At 63.8% G+C, this 24,151-nt stretch carries 17 protein-coding genes and 2 tRNA genes; 13 read left to right on the plus strand and 6 right to left on the minus strand.

Annotation, left to right across the window (positions count from 1 at the left end):
- Positions 1–31: 31 nt before the first annotated feature.
- The 5 genes from P3T42_RS03615 to P3T42_RS03635 all read left to right on the plus strand — a co-directional run bounded on the left by P3T42_RS03615 (position 32) and on the right by P3T42_RS03635 (position 5,435).
- Positions 32–1,222 (plus strand): glycosyltransferase family 4 protein, encoded by a 1,191-nt coding sequence (locus P3T42_RS03615; RefSeq protein WP_429305193.1) that lies wholly within the window; start codon positions 32–34, stop codon positions 1,220–1,222.
- 128 nt (positions 1,223–1,350) lie between these two features.
- The gene (locus P3T42_RS03620) at positions 1,351–2,673 is read left to right on the plus strand and encodes an FAD-binding oxidoreductase (protein ID WP_074298256.1); all 1,323 of its coding nucleotides are present in this window, start codon (positions 1,351–1,353) and stop codon (positions 2,671–2,673) included.
- A complete protein-coding gene (locus tag P3T42_RS03625) occupies positions 2,670–3,410 on the plus strand; it encodes an SDR family oxidoreductase (RefSeq protein WP_429305194.1) in 741 nt (246 codons plus the stop codon). The genes P3T42_RS03620 and P3T42_RS03625 overlap by 4 nt, the downstream gene beginning before the upstream one ends.
- Positions 3,407–3,856 carry a GtrA family protein gene (locus P3T42_RS03630; protein WP_290439574.1) on the plus strand — a complete coding sequence of 150 codons (450 nt, stop codon included), beginning with the start codon at positions 3,407–3,409 and terminating at the stop codon, positions 3,854–3,856. The genes P3T42_RS03625 and P3T42_RS03630 overlap by 4 nt, the downstream gene beginning before the upstream one ends.
- Before the next feature lie 151 nt (positions 3,857–4,007).
- Positions 4,008–5,435: a UbiA family prenyltransferase gene (locus P3T42_RS03635; RefSeq protein ID WP_074298250.1), complete on the plus strand. Its 1,428-nt coding sequence runs from the start codon at positions 4,008–4,010 to the stop codon at positions 5,433–5,435.
- Between the two features lie 286 nt (positions 5,436–5,721).
- Here P3T42_RS03635 and P3T42_RS03640 read toward each other — a convergent pair whose 3' ends face one another.
- From P3T42_RS03640 to rnr, 5 genes are all read right to left on the minus strand, one after another.
- Positions 5,722–6,144, minus strand: a complete 423-nt coding sequence (locus P3T42_RS03640) for a helix-turn-helix domain-containing protein (protein ID WP_074298248.1) — start codon at positions 6,142–6,144, stop codon at positions 5,722–5,724.
- A gap of 184 nt (positions 6,145–6,328) precedes the next feature.
- On the minus strand, positions 6,329–7,510 hold the full coding sequence (locus tag P3T42_RS03645) for a glycosyltransferase family 4 protein (RefSeq protein WP_074298246.1): 1,182 nt from the start codon (positions 7,508–7,510) through the stop codon (positions 6,329–6,331).
- Between the two features lie 330 nt (positions 7,511–7,840).
- Complete coding sequence (rpiA, locus tag P3T42_RS03650; RefSeq protein ID WP_074298244.1) at positions 7,841–8,536, minus strand: ribose-5-phosphate isomerase RpiA; 696 nt, start codon at positions 8,534–8,536, stop codon at positions 7,841–7,843.
- Between the two features lie 102 nt (positions 8,537–8,638).
- Entirely contained in the window at positions 8,639–9,382 is a 744-nt protein-coding gene (gene rlmB / locus P3T42_RS03655; RefSeq protein ID WP_074298242.1) for a 23S rRNA (guanosine(2251)-2'-O)-methyltransferase RlmB, read from the minus strand.
- Between the two features lie 176 nt (positions 9,383–9,558).
- Positions 9,559–12,057: a ribonuclease R gene (gene rnr, locus P3T42_RS03660; RefSeq protein WP_074298240.1), complete on the minus strand. Its 2,499-nt coding sequence runs from the start codon at positions 12,055–12,057 to the stop codon at positions 9,559–9,561.
- A 261-nt stretch (positions 12,058–12,318) separates the two neighbouring features.
- Between rnr and P3T42_RS03665 the strand changes: the two genes are divergently transcribed.
- Positions 12,319–12,405: transfer RNA gene (locus tag P3T42_RS03665), tRNA-Leu, on the plus strand.
- A gap of 224 nt (positions 12,406–12,629) precedes the next feature.
- Positions 12,630–12,716 (plus strand) — tRNA-Leu (locus P3T42_RS03670).
- Positions 12,717–12,925: 209 nt separating this feature from the next.
- Here P3T42_RS03670 and P3T42_RS03675 read toward each other — a convergent pair.
- Entirely contained in the window at positions 12,926–14,296 is a 1,371-nt protein-coding gene (locus tag P3T42_RS03675) for a chloride channel protein (RefSeq protein ID WP_429305195.1), read from the minus strand.
- Between the two features lie 396 nt (positions 14,297–14,692).
- Here P3T42_RS03675 and P3T42_RS03680 point away from each other — a divergent pair, with 396 nt between their 5' ends.
- The 6 genes from P3T42_RS03680 (at position 14,693) to P3T42_RS03705 (ending at position 24,151) form a co-directional block, all read left to right on the plus strand.
- Positions 14,693–16,342 (plus strand): hypothetical protein, encoded by a 1,650-nt coding sequence (locus tag P3T42_RS03680; protein ID WP_429305196.1) that lies wholly within the window; start codon positions 14,693–14,695, stop codon positions 16,340–16,342.
- 246 nt (positions 16,343–16,588) lie between these two features.
- Positions 16,589–17,806 carry an MFS transporter gene (locus tag P3T42_RS03685; protein WP_074298234.1) on the plus strand — a complete coding sequence of 406 codons (1,218 nt, stop codon included), beginning with the start codon at positions 16,589–16,591 and terminating at the stop codon, positions 17,804–17,806.
- A 306-nt stretch (positions 17,807–18,112) separates the two neighbouring features.
- Complete coding sequence (locus P3T42_RS03690; RefSeq protein WP_429305197.1) at positions 18,113–18,985, plus strand: TetR/AcrR family transcriptional regulator; 873 nt, start codon at positions 18,113–18,115, stop codon at positions 18,983–18,985.
- A gap of 143 nt (positions 18,986–19,128) precedes the next feature.
- Positions 19,129–21,627 (plus strand): acyl-CoA dehydrogenase, encoded by a 2,499-nt coding sequence (locus tag P3T42_RS03695; protein WP_429305198.1) that lies wholly within the window; start codon positions 19,129–19,131, stop codon positions 21,625–21,627.
- Positions 21,628–21,761: 134 nt separating this feature from the next.
- Positions 21,762–23,213 carry a 3-oxoacyl-ACP reductase gene (locus tag P3T42_RS03700; protein ID WP_429305199.1) on the plus strand — a complete coding sequence of 484 codons (1,452 nt, stop codon included), beginning with the start codon at positions 21,762–21,764 and terminating at the stop codon, positions 23,211–23,213.
- 2 nt (positions 23,214–23,215) lie between these two features.
- Entirely contained in the window at positions 23,216–24,151 is a 936-nt protein-coding gene (locus P3T42_RS03705) for a MaoC/PaaZ C-terminal domain-containing protein (protein ID WP_429305200.1), read from the plus strand.

Raw genomic sequence — 24,151 nt, forward strand, 5'->3', positions numbered from 1 at the left:
GCCCAGCTACCCAGCAGACGTAAGCAGAGTCGTGAGCATCCTGTTCGTGGACCAGAGCGGTCAACTCGGGGGCGCCGAATTTTCGCTGTTGCCGCTGGCCGTCACCTGGGCCGCCCGCCGCGAAGTCCTGTTGCTTTCCGATGGACCGTTTCGCACGCGGCTCGAATCGCTCGGCGTACCGGTACGGGTCGCCTGCGACACGCGCGTTTCCGGCATCAGAAAGCGGGCGGTGCATGTGAACTGGCTGATGGCGCTGCCGGGTATCGTGCGGCAAATCCGCACCATTGCGCGGCATGCCGAGTCGTTCGACGTGCTGTTTCTCAACACGCAGAAGGCGCTCGTGCTCGGTGCGCTCGGCAAGCCGCTGCACCGCAAGCGGATCATCTGGCATCTGCACGACATCATGTCGGGCGATCACTTCGGGCCGCTGCAACGGCTCATCGTCAGGTGGCTCACGCGCTATGCGGTCGATCACGTCGTCGCCAATTCGCATGCTTCGGCGGCCTCGCTCGTTGCGCTCACCGGCTGCGCGCCGGAAGCCGTGCCGGTCGTGCATAACGGCGTCGATCTGAACGAGTTCAGCCATGTCGACGATGCCGATACCGGCACGCTGCGCCGCCGCCTCGGACTGCCCGAGGATGTCTACCTGGCCGGCCTGTTTGGCCGCCTCGCGCCGTGGAAAGGCCAGCACATCGCGCTCGCGGCCCTCGCCCGGCTGCCCGACCTGCATCTGGTGCTGGTCGGCTCGGCGCTGTTCGGCGAACAGGCCTACGTAGCATCGCTGCGCGAGCAGGCCGCGCGCCTCGGCGTCGAAGACCGCCTGATCTTCGCCGGCTTTCGCGACGATATGCCAGCGTGGATGAAAGCGGTCGACGTGATCCTGCATACCTCCACCGAGCCGGAGCCGTTCGGGCGCGTGATCATCGAAGGCATGGCCGCGGGCCGGCCGGTGATCGCCGCATCCGCCGGCGGCGTGACGGAGATCGTGCGGCATCGCAAGAACGGCTGGCTGGTGCCGCCTGGCAATGTCGAGGCGCTCGCCGATGCGATCGAAACGCTGCACGCCGCGCCCGAACTCGCCCAGCGCCTCGCGGATCAGGCCCTGATCGACGTCAGCCGCCAGTTCTCGGTCGAGGCTTACCTCGAGCAGATGAAGCGGACCATCGCGCTCGCCACCGGCGTCGCGGCCATCACGAACGCCGCCAGTCCCGCCAGCGCCTGAGCCAGGGCTCACGCCTACGCCCACGCCTGCAGGGTCCTGCCGCGGTGTGTGTACTAGCCAACGGTGGCCTGCGTGCGGGCAGACCTAAGATGGCTCATCGTTCACGCTGCTTACGGTTCTGCCATCCAATGAGCGTCTCCAAGCTCCTCTCGTGGGGCCACTACCCTTACGCCCCCCAGGCGAGCCATCCGCTGGCGTGGCGCCAAAGCACGCAGACGGCATTGCGCGAACTGGGCACGCGCTTCGGCACGACCTTGCCGTTCGGCAACGGCCGCAGCTACGGCGACAGTTGCCTCGCCGCGACTGACCACGTGGTCACGCTGCGCGGTCTCGATCGCTTCATCAGCGCCGACTGGAACACGGGCGTGCTGCGTGCCGAAGCGGGTGTGACGCTGGGCGAAGTGCTGGCGCTCGCGGTCCCGCACGGCTGGATGCTGGCGGTCACGCCCGGCACCCAGTTCGTGACTTTGGGCGGCGCGCTGGCGAACGACGTGCATGGCAAGAACCATCATGTGCGGGGGACTTTTGGGCGACATGTGCGGCGTTTTTCGCTGCTGCGCTCAGACTCGGCGCCGCTCGAATGCGCCGCCGATGACAACGCCGCGCTGTTTTGCGCGACGATCGGCGGCCTGGGGCTCACCGGCATCGTCGAGTGGGTCGAAATACAGTTGCTGAAGGTCGGCTCGAGCCGCCTCACGGTCAAGACGCTGCCGTTCGACAACCTCGACGAATTCCTTGCGCTCTCGCAGGTACTCGATCCGGCCCACGAATACGGGGTGGCGTGGATCGATTGCCTCAGCAGCGGCGCCTCGCTCGGACGCGGTATTTATATGTCGGCGGATCACGCGGCCGACGGCCACTATTCCAGCCACGCACGGCGCGTGCGGCGGGTGCCGTTCGCGCTGCCGTGGTCGCCCGTGAACCGGGTCACGCTGAAGGCATTCAACGCCCTCTACTATCGCCGCCAGGCGGCCCGGGCAGGCACCGCCGAGGTGGACTACGCGGACTACTTCTATCCGCTCGACAGCCTGCTCGAATGGAACCGGATGTATGGCCGCCTCGGTTTCCAGCAATACCAGTTCGTGGTGCCGGAGACGGCGGCGCGCGATGCCTTGCGCGCTTTCCTGCAGACGATTGCGTCGAGCGGTTCCGGTTCGTTTCTCGCCGTACTCAAGCGCTGCGGCACGCTCGCTTCGCCGGGACTGCTGTCATTCCCGATGCCGGGCATTTCGCTCGCGCTCGATTTTCCCCAACACGAAGCGAAGAACCAGGCGCTGTTCGCGAGGCTCGACGCGATCGTGCGCGACGCAGGCGGTCGTCTCTATCCTGCCAAGGACGCCCATATGAGCGGCGCGGATTTTCGCGCCGCCTATCCGGCGTGGCAGGCAATCGAACAACTCCGCGACCCCGCTTTGATGTCGCGTTTCTGGCAACGGACCACACAGCAATGAAAAACATTCTGATCATCGGCGGTTCCTCGGCGATTGCAGTTGCGTGCGCGCGCGAGTGGGTCAAGGAAGGCGCCAACCTGTTTCTCGCCGGACGTCACGAGACCCGTCTTGAAGCCGTCGCACAGGATCTGCGGGTGCGTGGAGCGGGCAGTGTCGGCACCTACGTGCTCGACGTCAACGATTACCCGCAGCATCGCCCGATGCTCGATGCCTGTCTGACCGCCATGGGCCGCATCGACATCGTGCTGCTGGCGCACGGCACGCTATCCGACCAATCCGTCTGCGAACGCGATCCGGAAGCGACCGTACGCGAGATCTCGACCAACGCGCTCTCCACCATCGCCCTGCTCACGCTGCTCGCCTGCACCTTCGAAGCGCAGAAAAGCGGTTCGATTGCGGTGATTTCATCCGTTGCCGGCGACCGTGGCAGGCCTTCCAACTATGTGTACGGCACCGCCAAAGCGGCCGTCACGACGTTCTGCGAAGGACTGCGCGCGCGCCTGTTCAAATTCAACGTGAAAGTGCTGACCATCAAGCCGGGTTTCGTGAACACACCGATGACCGCCGGCCTGCCGCTGCCCGGACCGCTCGTCGCCACGCCCGAACGGGTCGCCACCGACATCGTGCGCGCCATCGCGCGCGGCAAGGATTCGCTCTACACCCCGTGGTTCTGGGCGCAAATCATGTTCGTGATCCGCTCGGTGCCCGGCTTCGTGTTCAAGCGGATCTCGCTGTGAACAGTCCCGCCTCGAGCTCCGCTGCCCGTCCTGCCGGCGGATTGACCGCGAGCCGCTCGCGCCTCGTCTTCTGGTATGCCGTGTTCGCGGCGATCTCGATGGCCTCGAACCTGGGCAGTCAGAAGCTCGCCTACCTCGTGTACCAGGCGGCGTTTGCCGTGCCGCTGTCGGTATGCGTCGGTACGGGCGCCGGACTTGTCGTCAAGTATCTGCTCGACAAGGCATGGATCTTTCGCTACGAGCATCGCAGCGTCGCGCACGGCGCGCGCACCTTTGCGCTCTACGTCCTGATGGGGCTCGGTACGACCTTCGTGTTCTGGGCGGTGGAGTTCGCAGCAAGCGCAGTTTTTCATACGGAGAACGCACGACTTGCCGGCGGCGCGTTGGGACTCGCCATCGGCTACGTCGCGAAGTATCACCTCGACAAACGATTTGTTTTTGCGTAAGCGCGAAGTGCGCTGGCGCACAGAGGTTTATCCGTGCCGTCGATAGCATGCATTCAGGCTCGGACCACGCTGGTTCGTCCCGCCACCTGCTGATACGGCTGCGGCATCGCACCGGATCGGACTATCTGTTCCCCCGGTGCGGAGATTGGTCATGGCAACCCCGGCAGTCAATTCGGTTCCGTTATGCGTCGATCTGGACGGGACGCTCACACGCACCGATCTGCTTTTCGAAGCCTTCTTCGTCCTCTTCAAGCAGAACCCCTTTGCGATCTTCCTGTGCATCGGCTGGCTGCTGCACGGACGCGCGTATCTGAAAGAACAGATTGCCCGCCGCGTGACGATCGATGTCGGCGTCCTACCGTATAACACCGAGCTGGTCGCATATCTGCGCGACGAACATTCGAGCGGACGGCACCTCTATCTGTGCACCGCCACCAATCAACGTCTCGCCACCCAGATTGCAGCGCACTTCGGCCTGTTTACCGGCGTGCTGGCGAGCACCGAGGACCGCAACCTGTTTGGCCGCAGCAAAGCGCAAGCGCTGGTCGACCAGTTCGGCGACGGCGGCTTCGATTACTGCGGCGATGCGATGGCCGACGTGCCGGTGTGGCGCCAGTCGCGCCGCGCCATTGTGGTCGGCGACAAGCACATCGCGGCCGCCGCGCGCAAGGTCAACGCGGCGATCATCTTCTTCGAGCAAAAGCGCCGTCTGTTGCCGCTGGTGCTCAAGGAAATGCGCGTACACCAGTGGGTCAAGAACGTGCTCGTGTTCGTGCCGCTCCTGACCGCCCACCGCTTCGACCTCCCTTCGATCGTCGCAGTTTGCCTGGCATTCCTGTCGTTTAGCCTGTGTGCGTCGTCCGTGTATCTGCTCAACGATATGCTCGATCTCGACGCCGACCGCCGGCATGCGCGCAAACGCAACCGGCCGTTCGCCTCGGGCAAGCTGCCGCTGTCGTTCGGCGCGGTGCTGACCGTGTTGCTGCTGGCCGCCTCGGTGGGGATCGGAGTGTTGCTGCCGTGGCGCTTCGGCGCCGTGCTGGCGGCCTACTTCGTCGCCACGCTGGCCTACTCGTTCGCGCTCAAACGCATGGCGCTGATCGACGTGTTCGCCCTCGCCTGCCTGTACACGGTGCGCGTCATTGCCGGCGGCGCCGCCAATGGCATCACGCTGTCGTACTGGCTGATCCTGTTCTGCGTGCCGATCTTCCTGAGCCTCGCCATGGTCAAGCGCTATGTTGAGCTCGACGCGATCCTGCGCGACGGCAAAGTGGAAGCCGCCGGACGCGGGTACATCACGCAGGACCTGTCGATTCTCCGTTCGTTCGGCACCTCGTCGGCCTACCTCGCCGTGCTGGTGCTGGCGCTCTATCTGAACTCGCCGGAACTCAAGCAGTTGTACCGTCATCCGCCGGCACTGTGGGCCGTGTTTGCGCTGACGCTCTACTGGGTCAGCCGCATCTGGATGTTTGCGTTTCGCGGCAAGATGCACGACGACCCGATTGTGTTCGCCTTCAAGGATCGTGTCAGTGTGGGCGTGATCGGATTGTGCGGACTGTGCATGCTGTTTGCCATCTGAGCGGCGAGCAAGAACCCGCACCATCTAGCGAACGGATCACCACTCGCTGCCCGTCGTCAGTTCCGGCGGGCGGTTTGATTTCTGCAGTCCGGCTTCAGCCTCCCCCATTGCTTCACGCTTTCGTCAGCACTCCGCTCTATCGCAGTGGGGACTGCTGCACCTCGCCAGAACTTCCATAGAAAACGAAAAAACCGCGCGTAGCAACCGCGCGGTCTTTCGATGCATCGAGCCGTCAGGCAACCTCAAACCCAAACCCGAACGACGGTCAAACCCGCGTCTCAGCGCCTCAAAGAAACACGCTCACGTCCGCATGGAATCGGGCGGCAAGCGCCTTGGCGACGTTTTTGCTGATCGCCCGGCGTCCAGCGAGAATATCGCTGACGACCGTCGGCGAAGCAATGCCGGCCAGATCCTTTTGCTTGAGACCGTGCGTCTCCAGCAGATGGCGCAGCACCTCGCGCGGCTCCGCTTTGGGCATGGCGACCACACGCGTTTCCCACGCCTCGATCAACGTGACGAGCACGCCGTGCAGATCGTCGAGCGCGCTCTGCGCGTCGCCGTTCAGATGCGTGGCGAGCTCCCTCGAGAGCTGCAGCATCGTCTGGTAGTCCTTCTCGTTGCGAATCGGCCTGATAGAGACGGTTTGCTGCAAGGCAGCCCAGGCTTCGATGATGTCGGGGAAATGTCCCGAAAGGCGATCGGCGTTCATGTGCTTCGATTATCCCTGTTCGAAAGTCTTATTGAATGGCGTGCTGCAATACGCGGCGAAGCGCCGCCGTCCGCCAGGGCGGATGGCCCCGGCAAGCAGCGGCCGATCGCCGCGCATTGTTCCCCTCCTACTACGATGACGCAGACTCAGCACACCTGTCTGACTGCACTCATGCGGTAAAGCATTAGCGAGACACTGCGTCGCCGGGCCATGCGAGATCCGCCTGCACGCGTTCGACACGCGTGCGCGGCCCCGCTGCCGCGGCGATGGTCCGGGTCACTTCGATCATGAACGAGTGCCGGAACGTCGCCGCGGAGAACCGCTCGGCATTCGCGCGGCAAGCCGCCGGCGTAATCAGCGACCGTTGCCGTTCGAAGGTCTCGACGGCGTCGAGAATCGCCGTGACCGTCTGGCGTGCGAAATACACGCCAGTCGGGCGGGCTTCGCCGAGCGGCACGACCGTCTCGAGCGCACCGCCCTTGCCGTACGCAATCACGGGCGTGCCGCACGCCTGGGCTTCGATCACCACAATGCCGAAATCTTCTTCAGCCGCGAAGATGAAGGCCTTGGCGCGCTGCATGTAATCCTTTAGTACAGCGAAAGCTTGATAGCCAAGAATTTTCACGTTGGGCCCTGCCTTGCTGCGGATCGCCGCCATCTCCGGACCGTCGCCGATCACCACCAGATTGCGGTGCGGCGTCGCGGTAAAGGCTTCGACGATCAGGTCGATCCGCTTGTACGGCACGAGGCGCGATGCCGTCAGATAGAAATCGTCCTTCTGTACACACAGATCGAACTTGTGGACGTCGACGGGCGGCGGAATCACGGCCGCGTCGCGCCGATAGGTTTTCATCACGCGACGCGCCACAAATTGCGAGTTGGCAATCAGACGGTCCACGCCGTTCGCGGAACGCGAATCCCAGCCGCGCAGGTAATGCAACAGCGCGCGCGCGGCCCATGAACGCGGGCCGCGCGTGAGTCGCGCTTCACGTAAATATTGATGCTGCAGGTCCCACGCGTAACGCATCGGCGAGTGCACGTAGCTCACGTGGGTTTGATCCGGACCGACCAGCACGCCCTTGGCGACCGCATAAGAACTCGTGATGACGAGGTCGTAGCTGGACAGATCGAGCTGCTCGATCGCCAGCGGCATGAGCGGCAGATAGGCGCGATAGCGGCGGCGCGCGAACGGCAGATGCTGGATGAACGAGGTCGTCACAGGCTTGCCGCACACCGGCGCGCGGTCTTCGAGAAAGTCGACGAGGCTGAACAGGTCAGCATCGGGAAAGCACTGAATGATCTGCTCCAGTACTTTCTCGGCGCCGCCTGGCGCGACGAGCCAGTCGTGCACGATCGCCACTTTCATAATGTCGACACCTGTAGAAGACGGCCCACGGCCATGAAAAGCAGTGTACGGGCAGCGTTTCCGGGCGTGCGTGCGCACGACCACACTCCACGCGCGACAATCGTCAAAGCGTGCAAGCTTGCTGAAGCGCGGTGAATGCGGCACGCGGCACGCGTCGCGTGTTTAGCGTCACGTCAGGGGTTGCGTGAAGTGGATGTCAGGCGAAGCGAAAATGCGCGGCGTGCGCGGAGGCATGTGTGGATGACGCAGCGCGATGTCCCGTCAAGGCGTTGCAAAGTACAACGGCAACGCGCGGCATTCGACGGCGCGCGTTGCCGGCAAGACCCGGGTTCAGTCCCGCGGATACTGGATCGTCTCGACGCCGGTGTCGGTACCGAGCAGACACAGATTCGCTCCGCGTCCTGCGAACAGGCCCACGGTCACGACGCCCGGCCACGCATTGATCTGCGCTTCGAGCGCGCGCGGATCGCCGATCTTCAGACCTTTGATGTCGATGATCTCGTTGCCGTTGTCCGTGATGAACGGTGCGCCGTCCTTCGTCACGCGTACCACCGGCACGCCGCCCAGCGCCGTCACGCGGCGGCCGATTGCGGTGCGCGCCATCGGCACCACTTCCACCGGCAGCGGGAACTGGCCGAGCACGTCGACGCGCTTGGTGGTGTCCGCGATGCAGACGAACACGTCCGACACCGATGCGACGATCTTCTCGCGCGTGAGCGCACCGCCGCCGCCCTTGATCATTGCGCCGCTATGGTCGATCTCGTCGGCGCCGTCGACATACACCGGCAGCGAATCGATTTCGTTTAGGTCGAGCACCTTGAAGCCATGCGACTGCAGGCGCGTCGTGGTGGCGAGCGAGCTGGACACCGCGCCGCGATAGCGATGCTTCGTCGCGGCCAACGCGTCGATGAAACAGTTCGCCGTCGAGCCGGTGCCGACGCCGATTACGGCGCCTTCGGGCACGTTCGCATTCACATAGTCGGCGGCGGCCTGGCCGACCAGTTGCTTGAGTTCGTCTTGAGTCATGGAAATTGCAGAGAGGCGGAAAAACCGCAAGTTTACCGGAGTAGCATGCGCCGCCCCGGTTTATCCGGCAAGTCCGCTAAAGACGGCCGCGAGCGCAGCCGGCTATTTCTTGACCGAGCGCTGCCGCACCGCTTCGTACAGGCACACGCCGCTCGCCACGGACACATTCAGACTCTCGACGCTACCCGCCATCGGAATCTGCATCACGATATCGCAGGTGTCGCGCGTGAGACGGCGCATGCCCTCGCCTTCCGCGCCCATCACCAGCGCAACCGGACCGTCGAGCTTGGTGTCGTAGAGGCTTGCGGTGGCTTCGTCGGCCGTCCCGACCACCCACACGCCGGCATCCTTGAGCTCGCGCAGGGCGCGCGCCAGATTCGTGACGGTGATGTACGGCACCGTATCGGCAGCGCCGCTCGCCACTTTCGCTGCGGTGGCGTTCAGGCCGACCGCCCGGTCGCGCGGCGCGATCACAGCGTGGGCGCCGGCCGCATCCGCGACCCGCAGACACGCGCCGAGATTGTGCGGATCGGTCACGCCGTCGAGCACGAGAATCAGCGGCGAACCGGCGATGCCGTCCAGCAGTTCCGCGAGATTCTGCGCGAGCGGCAGGTCGCCTGCGCGCGCCACGACGCCCTGATGCCGCTCGGTGTGCGCGAGGCCCCACAGACGCGTTTCGTCAGCCGCGATCAGACGCACGCCCGCTTCCTTCGCGGCATGCAGGAACTCCGTCATGCGGCGATCTTTGCGCGTCGCGTCGTAATACACCTCTTCGACCGTTGCAGCATCGTGGCGCAGACGTGCGGTCACTGCGTGAAAACCGTATAGAACCTTGAGACGTGACATGACTGAAACAACCTTTGATTGAGCGCTCCGCCATGCGGATGCGCTACTGGGATAAAGACAAATCAAATGCAGACCGCGCGCAACCGGCACATGGACATGTACCCGTTGCGCGCGGTGAACCCGCTGCACGCCAGGCGCCGCAGCGCAGCCGCCGGCAGGCGGCCCGCCGCGCGCGCTCAGCGCTTCTTGCGCGTCTGTGGCTTCGACGACGACGTGGACTTGGCCGAGGCGCCATGCTTCTTGGCCGCACCGCGTGCCGCGCGTGCTTCCTTGACTGCCAGCGTCGGCGCCGGTGCCGCCTTTTTACGGCGCGCCCCCGCACCGCCTTCTGCCGGCGGCAGCGAGCGCACCCGCGCGCCGCCGGTTTCGGCGACGGCCTTGTCGGCGAGCGGCGCACGCGAGCCCGGCGACTTGATCGGCGTATCGCGCACCAGCCGGAAATCGATCTTGCGCGCATCCAGATCGACGCGGCTCACCTGCACGCGCACGCGGTCCGACAGACGATAGCGGATACCCGTGCGTTCGCCGCGCAGCTCGTTCTTGATCTCGTCGTACTGGAAGTAATCGGAGCCGAGTTCGGTGACGTGCACGAGGCCTTCGATGAAGAGCGCGTCGAGCTGCACGAAGATGCCGAACGACGTCACGCCGCTCACCATGCCGCCGTATTCTTCACCGAGCTTGTCGCGCATGAAGTAGCACTTGAGCCACGCTTCGACGTCGCGCGAGGCTTCGTCGGCACGGCGCTCGTTGGCCGAGCAATGCAGGCCGAGCTCTTCCCAGATCGCCACGTTGTTCGAACGCGTGCGACCGCGTTTTTCGTCGTCGGCCTGCTGCATGGCGCGGGCACGCGGTGACAAGGCTGTGTTCAGATCGACGCCGTGCGGCGCCTCCGGCGTGTACTTGCGGCCCTGCAGGATCGCGTAGATCGCGCGGTGGGTCAGCAGATCGGGATAGCGGCGAATCGGGCTCGTAAAGTGCGCGTACGCTTCATAGGCGAGACCGAAGTGGCCGATGTTCTCGGGGCTGTAGACGGCCTGTTGCATCGAGCGCAGCAGCATGGTCTGCAGCATCTGCGCGTCGGGCCGGTCGCGAATGTGCGCCATCAGCGCGGCGTAGTCGCTCGCATGCGGCGAGTCGCCGCCGCCCAGCGTGAGGCCCATGCCGCGCAGGAAGGTGCGCAGGTTCTCGAGCTTCTCGGTCGTCGGCCCCGCGTGCACGCGGTACAGGCCCGGGTGCTTGTTGCGCTTCATGAAGTCGGCCGCGCAGACGTTGGCGGCCAGCATGCATTCTTCGATCAGCTTGTGCGCGTCGTTGCGGGTGCGCGGAATGATCTGCTCGATCTTGCCCTGCGCATTGCAGACGATGTAGGTCTCGGTAGTGTCGAAGTCGATCGCGCCGCGCTTTTGCCGGGCGGCGAACAGCGACTTGTAGACGCCGTACAGGTTCTGCAATTGCGGCAGCAAGGCCGCGCGACGGGTCGCTTCGGGGCCCTTGGTGTTCTTCAGCACCGCGGCGACTTCGGTATAGGTCAGGCGCGCCGACGAATGCATCACGCCCGGATAGAACTGATACGCCTTGATCTCGCCGCGCGCGGTGATCACCATGTCGCACACCAGCACGCAGCGGTCGACGTGCGGATTCAGCGAACACAACCCGTTCGACAGCTTCTCCGGCAGCATGGGGATCACGCGGCGCGGGAAGTAGACCGAGGTGCTGCGCTCGATCGCATCGACGTCGAGGCCGCTCTTCGGATGCACGTAGTGCGAGACGTCGGCGATGGCGACGATCAGGCGGAAGCCCTCGCCCTTGCCGACCGCCACCGGTTCGCAGTACACCGCATCGTCGAAGTCGCGGGCGTCTTCGCCGTCGATCGTGACGAGCGGCACATCGCGCAGGTCGACACGATGGCGGATGTCCGTGGGACGCACTTCGTCCGGCAGTCGCGCGGCGTCATCCAGCGCGGCCTGGCTGAACTCGTGCGGCACGCCGTACTTGCGCACGGCGATTTCGATTTCCATGCCCGGGTCGTCGATATCGCCCAGCACTTCCACGACGCGGCCGAGCGGCTGCGAATGGCGGCTCGGGAAATCCGTCAGTTCGACCACCACCACCTGGCCGACCTTGGCCTTCTTGGTGTTTTGCGTGATCAGAATGTCGTGGCCGATGCGCTTGTCTTCCGGCGCGACGATCAGGGCGCCGTTCTCGTTGAGCAGGCGGCCGATCACGCGCTTGTTGGCGCGGTCCGTGACTTCGACGATATGGCCTTCGGGCCGGCCGCGCCGGTCATAGCCGACGATCCGCGCGAGCACGCGGTCGTTGTGCATGACCTTCTGCATCTCGCCGGTGGGCAGGAACAGGTCGTCCTGGCCGTCGTCGCGCACGAGAAACCCGTAGCCGTCGCGGTGGCCCTGCACGCGGCCGCCGACGAAATTGGAGGGATGCGTAAGCTGGTAATGATTGCGCTGATCGAGCCGGATCTGGCCATCGCGCTCCATTGCCGCCAGACGCTTGAAAAATCCTTCGCGCTCCTGGCGCTTGATCGACAAGGCTTCGGCGATGTCGTTCGCTGCAAGCGGCGCTTCACTCGTGCGTAGCACGCCGAGGATTTCTTCGCGGCTCGGAATCGGGTACGGATATTTGCTCAAGGGCTTGTCGATGATTTTTTCTCGTTGCATGGACGTCGGTCGGCGTAATGACGCGGCTCTGTTGCACCTGCGATTGACTGCTCGGGTCTGGCTCGTTCAAGGCTGAGTCCGACGGGCTTGTGCACCGTGCCAACGAACTACTGCGAGGCATTCTAACACCCGTATTGCGCGCCACGCGCCGCGTCAACAGGCGCTCAGCGGCACAATCGGCGCGCCTTTGGCGGCTTTCCCGAAATGCTTGACAGGCCTGAATCTGTCGCTATAATGGCGGTCTCTGCTGTACAGACACCTGCCCAGGTGGCGAAATTGGTAGACGCACTAGGTTCAGGTCCTAGCGGTGGCAACACTGTGGAGGTTCGAGTCCTCTCTTGGGCACCAGATTCAAAAGTAAAGCCGCTTCCGAGCGGCTTTACTTTTTATGTAAGGCTCTGCTGTGGGTTCGAACGTGTTTCGAACAGATGGCGGAGTATCGGCAGGGCGGGAAGTCAGTATTGAACTCGATTCGATGCATGAAGATCCGAACGGTTTAATGAAGCGATTGTTGAAGTCCCCATTGACACGCTAAATCATCCCGTTAAAATAGCGGTCTAGCTTGAAGACGTGCCCAGGTGGCGGAATTGGTAGACGCACTAGGTTCAGGTCCTAGCGGTGGCAACATCGTGGAGGTTCGAGTCCTCTCCTGGGCACCACCCCTCTTCAGGCAAAAACGAAACACCCCGCAAGGCGATGAGCATGCGGGGTTTTTTGTTTTCTACGGTCCGTGCCCGGTTGGTCCAAGCCAAACTCCCGGGCACTTGCATCCGTCGCTGCAGTGCTGCAGCGAGTGCATGGCGCTGATATTGCGTAAATTGATCCCGCGCGAGTCAGTGCCTCCGCGTCTCCTCCTCGCGCCTCCTCCTCAATTCCCCCCCACGGTATTTCGCGCCAGCGCCGCACCCGCAGGCTTGGCCACCGGCGTCGCGCTCGTCGCACTGCGCGCGGCCCACGCCTTCGCCAGCAGCTTGAAGGTCGACACCGAACCGGCCACTGCAAACAGAATCGGAATCAGGAAGTCGTGATTCACGCGGGTGAATTCGACGATCAGCACGACGGCGGTCAACGGCATCTGCATCGAGGCGGCAAGAAAAGCCGCCGCGCCGACAACCGCAAACGCGCCCGACGACGTCCCCGGCCAGATCAGATTCCACACCCCACCGAGCACGATTGCGAGTAGCGCGCCGTTGGCGATGCCCGGCGTGAGCAGGCCGCCTTCGGCGCCCGCGCGCAGGCTGCCCGCCGTGATGGCCACCTTGAGCACCAGCAGCACCGCCGCAAGTCCAATGGTCAGTTCGCTATTGAACGACAGACCGGCCGGCCCCTTGCCGTTGCCCAGCAACTGCGGGAACGCAATCGCGAGTCCACCGATGATGGCGAAATTGAGCAGCGCCAGAACCGGCAGCCGCCAGTCCTTCGGCGCCTGCGCCCGGGCGCGTGTGGTCAACTGCGTGAAGCCCCACGCCGCCACGCCGAAAACCGGACCGCACAACGCCGACCACACGACCAGTGGCGTGCTCAGCATCAACGGCGAGACCGTGTATTGATGCTCGTTGCCGAGACCCATCCACGCGACGATCGCGGCAATCGCCGAGGTCGCTACCGCCGGCACCAGCGCCGCCCAGCCGAACGTGCCCAGCAGCACTTCGAGCACGAACACCGCGCCGCCGAGCGGTACGTTGTACACCGCGGCGAGACCCGCACCGGCGCCGCACGCCACCATGATGCGGCTTTCGGCGGCGGACAGCCCCGCGCGATGCGATAGCCAGCCGGCCCACACCGAGCCGATTTCGCGCGGCGCCACTTCGCGGCCAAGCGGCGAGCCCAGCGCGACGGTCACGATTTGCAGCACCGCATGCACGACCGTGCTGACCACGGGCATGCGCGGATCGTCCGACTTCACCGCTTTCTTGATACTGACGAGCGGCCGTCCAAAACGATACAGCGCCCACCAGCCGAGACCGGCGACCAGCCCGCAGATCACCAGCACCAGCACGCGCCGCTCGGGGGCCGCACCGCTCACGCCGTCCAGAAAGCTCTCGCTGCTGATGACGTGGTCGATGCTGTAGCCGTACGCGACGTGCTGGATCCAGTGCAGCAACAACGCCAGCAGCATGCCGCCGAGACCCGCGCCGACTCCGGTCAGCAGCGTAACGGCAATGAACACGGTGAGCGGGCTACGCTCGGAGGTCACGGGCTCGCGAGGAGTCGATCGGGTGGGCGTGGTAAGCGGCATGATGGCGGGCGATGGAGGCTAATTTCAGGATTACGCCATGTTATGGCGCACAGCATCATGAGGCAAATTGATTTTTCGACTCGACTGATGCGTTAGCTGAATATATGGCGCGCCTGCTGCGACCGCGCGGCTGCGCTTGCAGCCTCGGCCACGATATGTCGACAGCAAGTCAATATCCGCCATTTTCTCCGCCAATTACTTTCAAATTGCTTATATCAAAGCCTTTTATCGCCTGCGATTTATACGCGTTGCCCAACGCACATAGTAGACGTTCCGGTACTGCTAGATTTCCCCGTAACAATTGCATGCAGCACGACTAGCGTGGTGCAGCACGGTCTTCGAACCGGAAGAGAACGCACGAGAGACTGGATTTGAAAGCAGATTGTCAGCCATTCAATGGCGTGCTGCTTTTCCCCTCCGCCGGACGGCATTCGACACGCGGGTCGAATTTCGCAGGTCAAAACAGAGAGCGTAAATTTAAAAATGAAACCGAAACATTTGAGTTATGCGCTGCTGTTTCTGGCGTTGATGACCTATCTCTGGATGACCTGCTCATTCATGCCTTTTCCGGCAGATTTCGAAGATAGCTACATCATGCATCGCTATGCGCAGAACGGCGTCGATGGCTTCATGTTCGAATGGAACCGGGACTCCGCGCCGGTGCAGGGCACCACCGGAATCGCCTGGGTCACGCTGGTCACCCTGGTGGCGCGCCTGACCCGCTTCAACGTCATCGCCGTCAATTCGTACACGGGTCTGATTTTCGCCCTCCTGACGCTGCTGGTGGTGTACGCCGCGACGCTGCGCAACTTCAACCGGAATAACCGCTGGGTGGCGGTATGCGCCCTGATCCCGATCATTTCGAGCCCGTATTTTACGAGGACCTCGGCGAATGGACTTGAAACCTCCATCACACTATTTTTCGTGGCGCTTTCCATTTATCTGCTGCGGTTTTGTCGCGGCTCGTTCAAGGAAGCCATTGGGCTCGGCTTATTCTCCGGATTCACCGCATTGATCAGACCGGATTTGCCTTTATTTCCCATTTCGCTATTCGTCATTGCTTTCGCACTCAATTCGGAAGGCAATACCCTGCGGATCAGGAATGGACTCGCGTTGCTATTGGGCGCGCTCGTGACAGGGGTCCTCTCGCTATTTCTGGCGAAAATCGCTACGGGCACGGCATTGCCGTTGTCGGCCAGCCTGAAGTTTGCGCTCAGCGACCTGTTGCTCGGGCGCCTGCCCCTGTCGCAATACAATTTCATCCTCGGTTCCCAACTGGGATTTCTCAGCTATTTGCTGCCGTTGATCCTGCTGGCGCTGATTCCCATGATCGCGCTCGACCTGCAGGAATCGAAGAAATACCTCCCCGTCTACGGCGCCTGTGCGATCTACTTTGCCTATCTGTGTTCCGTCCTGCCCATCATGGACGTTGCCTACCGCTTTCAACTGCCTTTGCTGATCGGGCTTTCGTTTGCGATCGTCCATTTCTTCGACCTCATCGTGAAAGCCGGTGTCCCTGCGAGACGTGCCCATATCCTGATCTTTTCGATCGGGCTGCTTCTCGCCATCGGCAATACCACCCTGCTATTTGCCGGCAAACGGGAAGCGCAGATGCTCAGAGTCGACCATACGGATTTCGCGGATATCGGCAAGGAACTGGGCACCATCGACGGCATCAGCATTGCCTCGCCCGAAGCCGGCAAACTGGCCGCCTATTCGGGCAAGAAATTCTTCGACACCCTCGGCCTCAATGACTTCTTCGTGGCGAACAACCGGAACAAGCCGGACTATCCCGTCCTGCTGGAGAATTACCTGCGCAACGATTTCGGCATGCCGGATGTGTACGTTCGAAAATCGGATACCGGAGATAGCCGCTACACCTTTCTCGAGATTCTCCCCGACTTCAAGACGCTCTATGTCTGCAACAGCGCCGCCAACGCCGATCGCATCGGCAAGGTGGTGTGTGTCGCCCGATCGGGAAGCCATGTGAATGCCATCGTCGCGAACCTGGCGGCGTCGGGTGTCGAAATCGACACCAAACAATAGCATTACGCCTTACAAACAATTCAATAACACCGCCGCAGCATTCATTACATATAGCCGACAATCGGTCCTCCATCTCGCTGTCCGCGCCGTCCGCACTTAGGGACATGTACTGAGAAAGCGCATTTCAAGCATGCAGACGCTTAACGGTCGGCGTACACTCCCCCGAAGCCCGCTCCACGGGGCGTGCGGGTCGCAAAGCGGCCCGCCGTAAGGCACGGGTTGTTCGGAGACTTGGAGAAAAAACACATGAGTTGGACTCGGGAACAGAAAAACGTCACGATTGCGGCGTACCTGGGATGGACACTGGACGCATTCGATTTCTTTCTAATGGTGTTCATATTGAAAGATATCGCGAGCGAGTTCGGTACCGACGTGAAGACCGTCGCCTTTGGGATCACGTTGAGTCTCATGATGCGCCCGGTCGGCGCGCTCATTTTTGGCTGGCTCGCCGATAAATTCGGCCGCCGCCCCACGCTGATGGTCAACATCGCGTGCTATTCGCTGCTCGAACTGTTATCGGGTTTCTCGCCTAACCTCACCACCCTGCTCGTGCTGCGCGCGTTGTTCGGTATCGCCATGGGCGGCGAATGGGGTGTCGGCGGCGCACTGACCATGGAAACCGTGCCGGCCAAATCGCGCGGCATCGTCTCCGGTCTGCTGCAAGCCGGCTATCCAAGCGGCTATCTGCTCGCCTCGGTAGTATTCGGGGTGCTGTACCAGTACATCGGCTGGCGCGGCATGTTCATGGTCGGCGTGCTGCCCGCGCTGCTGGTCCTCTACGTGCGCGCGCATGTGCCTGAGTCGCCGGCATTCAAGACACTGGAAAAGCGCGCACGGCCGGGGCTGCTGGCCACGCTGAAGAAGAACGTCACATTGTCGATCTACGCGATCGTCCTGATGACCGCGTTCAATTTCTTCTCGCACGGCTCGCAGGACCTGTACCCCACCTTCCTGCGCGAACAGCATCATTTCGACGCGCATACGGTCTCGCTGATTTCCATCGTGCTGAATATCGGCGCCATCTGCGGCGGGCTGTTCTTCGGCTTCCTGTCGGAGAAGATCGGCCGCAAGCGCGCCATCTTTATCGCTGCGCTGATCGCCCTGCCGGTGCTGCCGGTGTGGGCCTTTTCGACCACGCCGGTGCTGCTCGCAGTGGGCGCCTTCCTGATGCAGATCTCGGTGCAAGGCGCATGGGGTGTGATCCCGGTGCATCTGAACGAAATCTCGCCGGATGAAATCCGCGCCACGTTCCCGGGCCTCGTGTACCAGCTCGGCAACCTGTTCGCCTCGGTCAACGCGCCGCTGCAAGCAGGCCTCGCCGAGCAGCACGGCAACAACTATGCGATGGTGATGGCGGTGGTCATCGGCATCGTGGCCGTGGTAATTGCGGTACTGATTCCGTTTAGTCGTGAACGTCGAGGCATAGATATGACACAATCTGCCAAAGAGGTCGCCGCGGTTTAAAGCGGCCTGACGCGGATTCAACCCCGCAGCACGAACGCGAGCAGTACGAAATACATACAGGCGGCCACAGGCCGCCACGCCAGGCAGTAATGACGAGGCCGTTCCGATTTCGATCGGAACGGCCTTTTTTATTCGGCGCCCGAAATGTTTTGATGCAATGCAGCGGTGCCTTTTTAGAGGAGTCAGTCCACACAGAGCCCTTGCCCGATGATCCAGATTCTTCTTATCCTGAAAAAAACGCGCGTTTCAAATGCGCATTTGAATCGCTTGTTTGCGGCCGGGTGACCGGCAATTGGGAGACGCAACATGGCAGTTCGCACGACAGGCCGGCATACCGGCGACACGAAGTCACGCATCCTCGACGCCGCAGAAGCGCTTTTTATCGAATGCGGCTATGAGGCCATGTCGTTGCGCCAGATCACCTCGCGTGCCGAGGTCAATCTCGCAGCGGTCAACTATCACTTCGGCAGTAAGGAAGCGCTGATTCACGCGATGCTCGCGCGCCGCCTCGATCATCTCAACCAGGAACGGGTCAAGCTGCTCGATCGCTTCGATGCGATGCTCGGCCCGCGGCTCACCTGCGAACACGTGCTCGGCGCGATGTTCATTCCGGCGTTGCGCCTCTCGCGCGACCCGCGGGTGGGCGGCAAAGCGTTCCTGCGACTGCTCGGGCGCGCTTACACCGATCCGTCGTCGTTCATTCGCGACTTCCTGAACGGGCACTACGCACTGGTGGCCGAGCGCTTCTTCGATGCGTTCCAGCGCGCGCTGCCGCATCTACCGCGCGACGAACTCGGCTGGCGTCTGCACTTCGCCATCGGCGCGCTGTCCGGCGTGCTGGCCGGCACGGACACCGACAGCCTCATCACTGAGTTCTCGCAGGGCAAGTCGATGAACGATCTGCAACTGATCGCACGGCTTGCGTCGCTGATGGTGGCAGCGCTCAAGGCGCCGCTGCCCGACGCCAACCAGTTGGCCGCTTTCGCGGCCGTGCTGGGCGACGCCACCGACGGTACGGCCGACGGCGCAGCCGACGGTCAGGACGGTGCTTGCGGCGGCCTGTCCGGCGCCGAGGCGAGCGCCGCGGCGTCCAACGTTCAGTCGCACGAACCGGAGCGTCACGGCGGTATCGGCAGCGGCTCGGTGCCCTTGCGGCACCTCGCACACGGCGCAGCCTGAACCGGGCGTGCCTGGGTGGCTTAGAGGTTGCCACCCAGGCACCGCGGTGCACCTGGCACCGCACGTGCTGTCAAACAATCAAGGCGAGCCTTCCGCATCCAGCGGAAGCGTCCGCACGCACCATGAAAACAGGAGGAAGGGTTATGTCGTGGTTCTTCTTAGTGCTGATCATCGCCGCTGCGGCGCTCGTCTACGTTCAGGCTCGCGCCTCATGGTGGCTCGCCTTCCTGATCGTCTGGGTCGCGGCCGCGCATCTGAGCGGCGCGGCAGGACCGCTCGCCACCGCCCTCCTCGCTATCGTCCTTGTATTGCCTGCGCTGGTTCTGACGCTTAGGCCGCTGCGCCGCGCGTGGCTCGCCAGGCCCGTGCTCGAAATCTTCCGCAAGATCCTGCCTGAGATGTCGCCGACCGAGCGCGATGCCATCGAAGCCGGCACGGTCTGGTGGGACGCCGCCTTATTCTCGGGACGTCCGCATTGGGACACGTTGCTCGGGCACGGTCCCGCCAGGCTCACGGCGGAAGAACAGTCGTTTCTCGATGTCGAATGCCAGCACCTGTGCGATCTCGCCAACGACTGGGAAACCACCGCCGTATGGCAAGACCTCTCGCCGAAGACCTGGCAATACATCAAGGAGCGCGGCTTCCTCGGCATGATCATTCCGAAGCAGTATGGCGGCAAGCAGTTCTCCGCCTACGCGCATTCGCAGGTCATCATGAAGCTCGCCACGCGCTGCTCGGCGGCGGCCGTCTCGGTGATGGTGCCGAACTCGCTCGGCCCGGCCGAGTTGCTGATGCACTACGGCACCGAAGAACAGAAGAACTACTATCTGCCGCGTCTCGCGCGCGGCGTGGAGATCCCCTGCTTCGCGCTGACGAGCCCCTATGCCGGCTCGGATGCCGCGGCGATTCCCGATATCGGCATTGTCTGCCAGGGCAGCTTCGAAGGCCGCGAGACGCTCGGCTTTCGCGTGACGTGGGACAAGCGCTACATCACGCTGGGACCGATTGCGACCGTGCTAGGCCTCGCGTTTCGCGCGCTCGATCCCGATCACCTGCTCGGCTCCGCGGACGAGCCCGGCATTACCTGCGCACTGATTCCCACCTCGCACCCCGGCGTGAACATCGGCCGCCGTCACTGGCCGCTCAACGCGGTGTTCCAGAACGGTCCGAATTCAGGCAAGGACGTGTTCATCCCGCTCGACTGGGTGATCGGCGGACGCGCGCAAGTGGGCAACGGCTGGCGCATGCTGATGGAGTGTCTCGCTGCCGGCCGGGCTATTTCGCTGCCGTCGTCGAACGTGGGCATGGCGAAGATCGCCGTGCGCGGCACCGGTGCGTATGCCGCCGTGCGGCGCCAGTTCCGCACCGCCGTCGGCAAGTTCGAAGGCGTGCAGGAAGCGCTCGGCCGCATGGGCGGCAACCTGTACGTGATGGACGCGGCGCGGCGGCTCTCCGCGCATGCGGTCGACCTTGGCGAAAAGCCCTCGGTGATCTCCGCGATCGCGAAGTATCACATCACCGAGCGGGCCCGCAAGGTCATCAACGACGGCATGGATGTCGCCGCCGGCAAGGGCATCTGCATGGGCCCGTCGAACTTCCTCGCGCGCGCTTATCAACAGGTGCCGATTGCGATCACCGTCGAAGGCGCCAACATTCTGACGCGCTGCCTGATCATCTTCGGCCAGGGGGCGATCCGTTGCCATCCGTATGTGCTGAAGGAAATGGCCGCGACGCGCGAAGCCGATCGCGGCAAAGCCCTGCGCGATTTCGACGCGGCGTTCTTCGGCCATGTCAGCTTTACGCTGTCGAACGTGGTGCGCAGTTTCGTCTACGGCATCACGGCCGGCGCCTTCATCCGCCAACCGCAGCGCGCCTATGCGCCGCTCCTGCCGTACTACCGCGCGGCGACACGCATCTCCACCGTGTTCGCGCTGCTCGCCGATGTCTCGATGTTCGTGCTGGGCGGCGATCTGAAACGGCGCGAGCGGATTTCCGCGCGCCTCGGCGACGTGCTGTCGCAGCTCTACCTGATCTCCGCGACGCTCAAGCGCTTCGAAGACGAAGGGCGTCAGGAAAGCGATCTGCCGCTCGTGCGCTGGGGTGTCGAGGATGCGTTGCATCAGGCGCAGGAAGCCATCGACGGCGTGCTCGTCAACTATCCGAACCGGCTTGCGGCGGGTCTCGTGCGAGTGCTGGCGTTTCCGTTCGGCCTGCCGCATCGCGCGCCGTCGGACCACCTCGGCGGTGCGATTGCCGAGTTGATGCAAACGCCGGGCGCCGCGCGCGAGCGGCTCGTGTCCGATTCGTATGTGCCGCACCCGGACGTCGATCCGCTCGGCTACGGCGAACTGCTGTTCGCGCTCAATCCGCGCATCAATGCGATCGACCAGAAACTGCGCGAGGCGGTCAAGCAAGGCTTGCTCACACCGATGCCGCAAAGCCTCGCGCACCTCGCCGCGTGGACGGAACAGGCGCAACAGCAGGGCCTGATCGACGCCGACGAGCGCCAGGTGCTCGACGACTATGCGCGCTATGGCGCCGAGGTGGTGAAGGTCGACGACTTCGCGTCCGACTTCGGCATGCTCGAGGATCTGCAACAGCGCAAGGAGGCGCTCGAAAAAGCGATGCAGCTTGCGGCCTGAGTGTCGCGCCGTGCACACTGAGGCAAGGCCGCCGTGCATACTGAGGCAAACCCTTGAGACGCCCCTGATGCACCCTTTGATGCACCCCTGAAACCCTACGACGCAACCCCGACCGGCCAGCGGAGCAACCGACGATGAAAGACACCTACCTGAACTTCGTCAACTCGCCGTTCGGCGCGCGCCTCGCGCATTCGATCGGCTTGCCGAAGCCCGAGGTATTGCGCCGCTATCGCGCGGATCAGCCCGAGTTCGACGGGCTCGTCGCGATCGGTGCGGGGCGCGAGCCGCATCTGCTCGATGCGCTGGCGGGTGTGATCGCACGCAGCGGCTTCACTAGCGTCGCACATGAAAGCGCCGGCCTGTGGATACCGCTCGCCGCGCGCCACGCTCTGATGACAGGCCGCTTCGAGCCGGCCGACGCCGGGCCGCACGGACGGCTCGCCGCGCTGATCTTCGACGCGAGCGGCATCGAAGACAGCAGCCAGCTCGATAGTCTGTTCGCGTTCTTCCACGACACGCTGCGCTCGCTCGGCAAGTGCGGGCGAATTGTTGTATTGGGGAGGCCGCCCGAGGCCTGCGCGAGTCCGCGGCAATGGACCGCGCAACGGGCGCTCGAAGGACTGACCCGTTCGCTCGGCAAGGAAGCGCGGCGCGGGATCACGGCCAATCTGGTGTATGTCGCGCAAGGTGCCGAAGACGAGGCCGAAGCGACGTTGCGCTTCTTTCTGTCGCCGCGTTCGGCGTATGTCTCGGGGCAGGCGGTGCGGATTGGCGCGCATGGTCATGCGGACCCGGATGCCACCGCCGGCGCCGGTGCAGTTGCCGCCTCTGGCACAACCACCCTCAACTGGTCCCAACCGCTCGCCGGCAAACGCGCCGTCGTCACAGGCGCGGCACGCGGCATCGGCGCGGCCATCGCCAACGCGCTCGCCGCCGAAGGCGCGCATGTGATCGGCATCGATATCCCGTCCGCCCGCGAAGCGTTAGAGACGACGATCCGGCCGCTCGCCGGCACCGCCCTCGCCTTCGATATCGCCGCTCCCGAAACGCCCGCGCAAATCGCCGCCGCACTCGACGAACTCGGTGTCGACATTGTCGTGCACAACGCGGGCATCACCAAAGACAAGACCATCGCGCGCATGACCGAGGCCGCGTGGCACAGCGTGATCGACATCAACCTGTCCGCGCAGGAACGCCTGGACGAGGCCTTGCTCGCCGCCGGCACGCTGCGCGACGGTGGCCGCATCGTCTGCGTATCGTCGATCAGCGGCATCGCCGGCAACCTGGGCCAGACCAACTATGCGACCTCGAAGGCCGGCGTGATCGGCCGCGTGCAAAGCATGGCGGCGCAGCTCGCCGCACGGCGCATTACGATTAACGCCGTCGCACCGGGGTTCATCGAAACCCAGATGACCGCGAAGATTCCGCTGGCGATCCGCGAAGCCGGCCGCCGCATGAATTCGATGAGCCAGGGCGGCCAGCCGGTGGATGTAGCCCAGACCATCGCATGGCTCGCGCATCCCGGTTGCGCAGGCATCACCGGCCAGGTGGTGCGCGTGTGCGGCCAAAGTCTGATCGGAGCATGAGCATGGGCGAGCCCTCCGGCATCGGTCAAGCCTACGGCGCGGCGCGCCCCCGCACCGTGGTGGTCGAACAGTTGCCCGCGCCCGCCAGGCTGTATGCGCGCGCCTTGTCCGGCGTGATCAAGCGCGGCCGCCCCGCGCAGTTGCCCGCGCTGCGCCTCGTGCGTCCCGCGGCGCCGCTCGAACCCGCGGCCATCGAACGCTATGCGCGCGTCTGCGGCTTTATCCCGGAGCACGGCGTGCCGCTGACCTTTCCGCATCTGCTCGCCTTCCCGCTGCATCTGCTGATGCTGACCGACCCCGCCTTCCCGTGGCCCGCGCTCGGCCTCGTGCACCTCGCCAATCATGTGCGCATGCGACGCCCGCTCGCGTACAACGAAGTGCTGCGCGTCGAGGTCGAATTCGGCGCCTTGCTGCGTCATGACAAGGGCCAGGCGTTCGTGCTGCACACGCGCCTGTATCGACGCGGCGAAGCCGTATGGGACGGCGACAGCGTGTATCTGAAGCGCGGCGCCGCGCCGGTGGGCGACCCGCTGGCCGCGCTCGAAATCGAACGCGGCGCGTTGCAGCGCGTGGCGCGCTGGCAGCTTCCCGCGCAACTCGGGCGCGACTACGCGCACGCGTCCGGCGACTACAACCCGATTCACCTGACGACACTGTCCGCCAAGGCGTTCGGCTTTCCGCGCGCGATTGCTCACGGCATGTGGACCCTCGCACGCGCGGCCGCCGCGCTGCAACCGCCCAAGCCGCTCGCCGAAGCGGTAATCAGCGCCGAGTTCAAGCTGCCGATGCTGCTGCCCGGCGACGCGTCGTTATGGACCAACATCCCCGCAACGGCCGCGGCAGCGATCGCCGCGACGACCACGCGCGAACTCGAAGTGCGCGACGCGGCCGGCGACAAACCGCATTTACGCGGCCGGTTTCAGTGGACCACGCTATGA

Source organism: Paraburkholderia sp. GAS38, assembly GCF_050434965.1.
GTDB classification, from domain to species: domain Bacteria; phylum Pseudomonadota; class Gammaproteobacteria; order Burkholderiales; family Burkholderiaceae; genus Paraburkholderia; species Paraburkholderia phenazinium_A.

Excerpts from the sequence above, each read along its gene's own strand:
- P3T42_RS03620 (WP_074298256.1), top strand. The coding sequence starts at position 1,351 with ATGAGCGTCTCCAAGCTCCTCTCGTGGGGCCACTACCCTTACGCCCCC.
- P3T42_RS03625 (WP_429305194.1), top strand. The coding sequence starts at position 2,670 with ATGAAAAACATTCTGATCATCGGCGGTTCCTCGGCGATTGCAGTTGCG.
- P3T42_RS03635 (WP_074298250.1), top strand. The coding sequence starts at position 4,008 with ATGGCAACCCCGGCAGTCAATTCGGTTCCGTTATGCGTCGATCTGGAC.
- P3T42_RS03640 (WP_074298248.1), bottom strand. The coding sequence starts at position 6,144 with ATGAACGCCGATCGCCTTTCGGGACATTTCCCCGACATCATCGAAGCC.
- P3T42_RS03645 (WP_074298246.1), bottom strand. The coding sequence starts at position 7,510 with ATGAAAGTGGCGATCGTGCACGACTGGCTCGTCGCGCCAGGCGGCGCC.
- rpiA (WP_074298244.1), bottom strand. The coding sequence starts at position 8,536 with ATGACTCAAGACGAACTCAAGCAACTGGTCGGCCAGGCCGCCGCCGAC.
- rlmB (WP_074298242.1), bottom strand. The coding sequence starts at position 9,382 with ATGTCACGTCTCAAGGTTCTATACGGTTTTCACGCAGTGACCGCACGT.
- rnr (WP_074298240.1), bottom strand. The coding sequence starts at position 12,057 with ATGCAACGAGAAAAAATCATCGACAAGCCCTTGAGCAAATATCCGTAC.
- P3T42_RS03675 (WP_429305195.1), bottom strand. The coding sequence starts at position 14,296 with ATGCCGCTTACCACGCCCACCCGATCGACTCCTCGCGAGCCCGTGACC.
- P3T42_RS03680 (WP_429305196.1), top strand. The coding sequence starts at position 14,693 with ATGGCGTGCTGCTTTTCCCCTCCGCCGGACGGCATTCGACACGCGGGT.
- P3T42_RS03685 (WP_074298234.1), top strand. The coding sequence starts at position 16,589 with ATGAGTTGGACTCGGGAACAGAAAAACGTCACGATTGCGGCGTACCTG.
- P3T42_RS03690 (WP_429305197.1), top strand. The coding sequence starts at position 18,113 with ATGGCAGTTCGCACGACAGGCCGGCATACCGGCGACACGAAGTCACGC.
- P3T42_RS03695 (WP_429305198.1), top strand. The coding sequence starts at position 19,129 with ATGTCGTGGTTCTTCTTAGTGCTGATCATCGCCGCTGCGGCGCTCGTC.
- P3T42_RS03700 (WP_429305199.1), top strand. The coding sequence starts at position 21,762 with ATGAAAGACACCTACCTGAACTTCGTCAACTCGCCGTTCGGCGCGCGC.
- P3T42_RS03705 (WP_429305200.1), top strand. The coding sequence starts at position 23,216 with ATGGGCGAGCCCTCCGGCATCGGTCAAGCCTACGGCGCGGCGCGCCCC.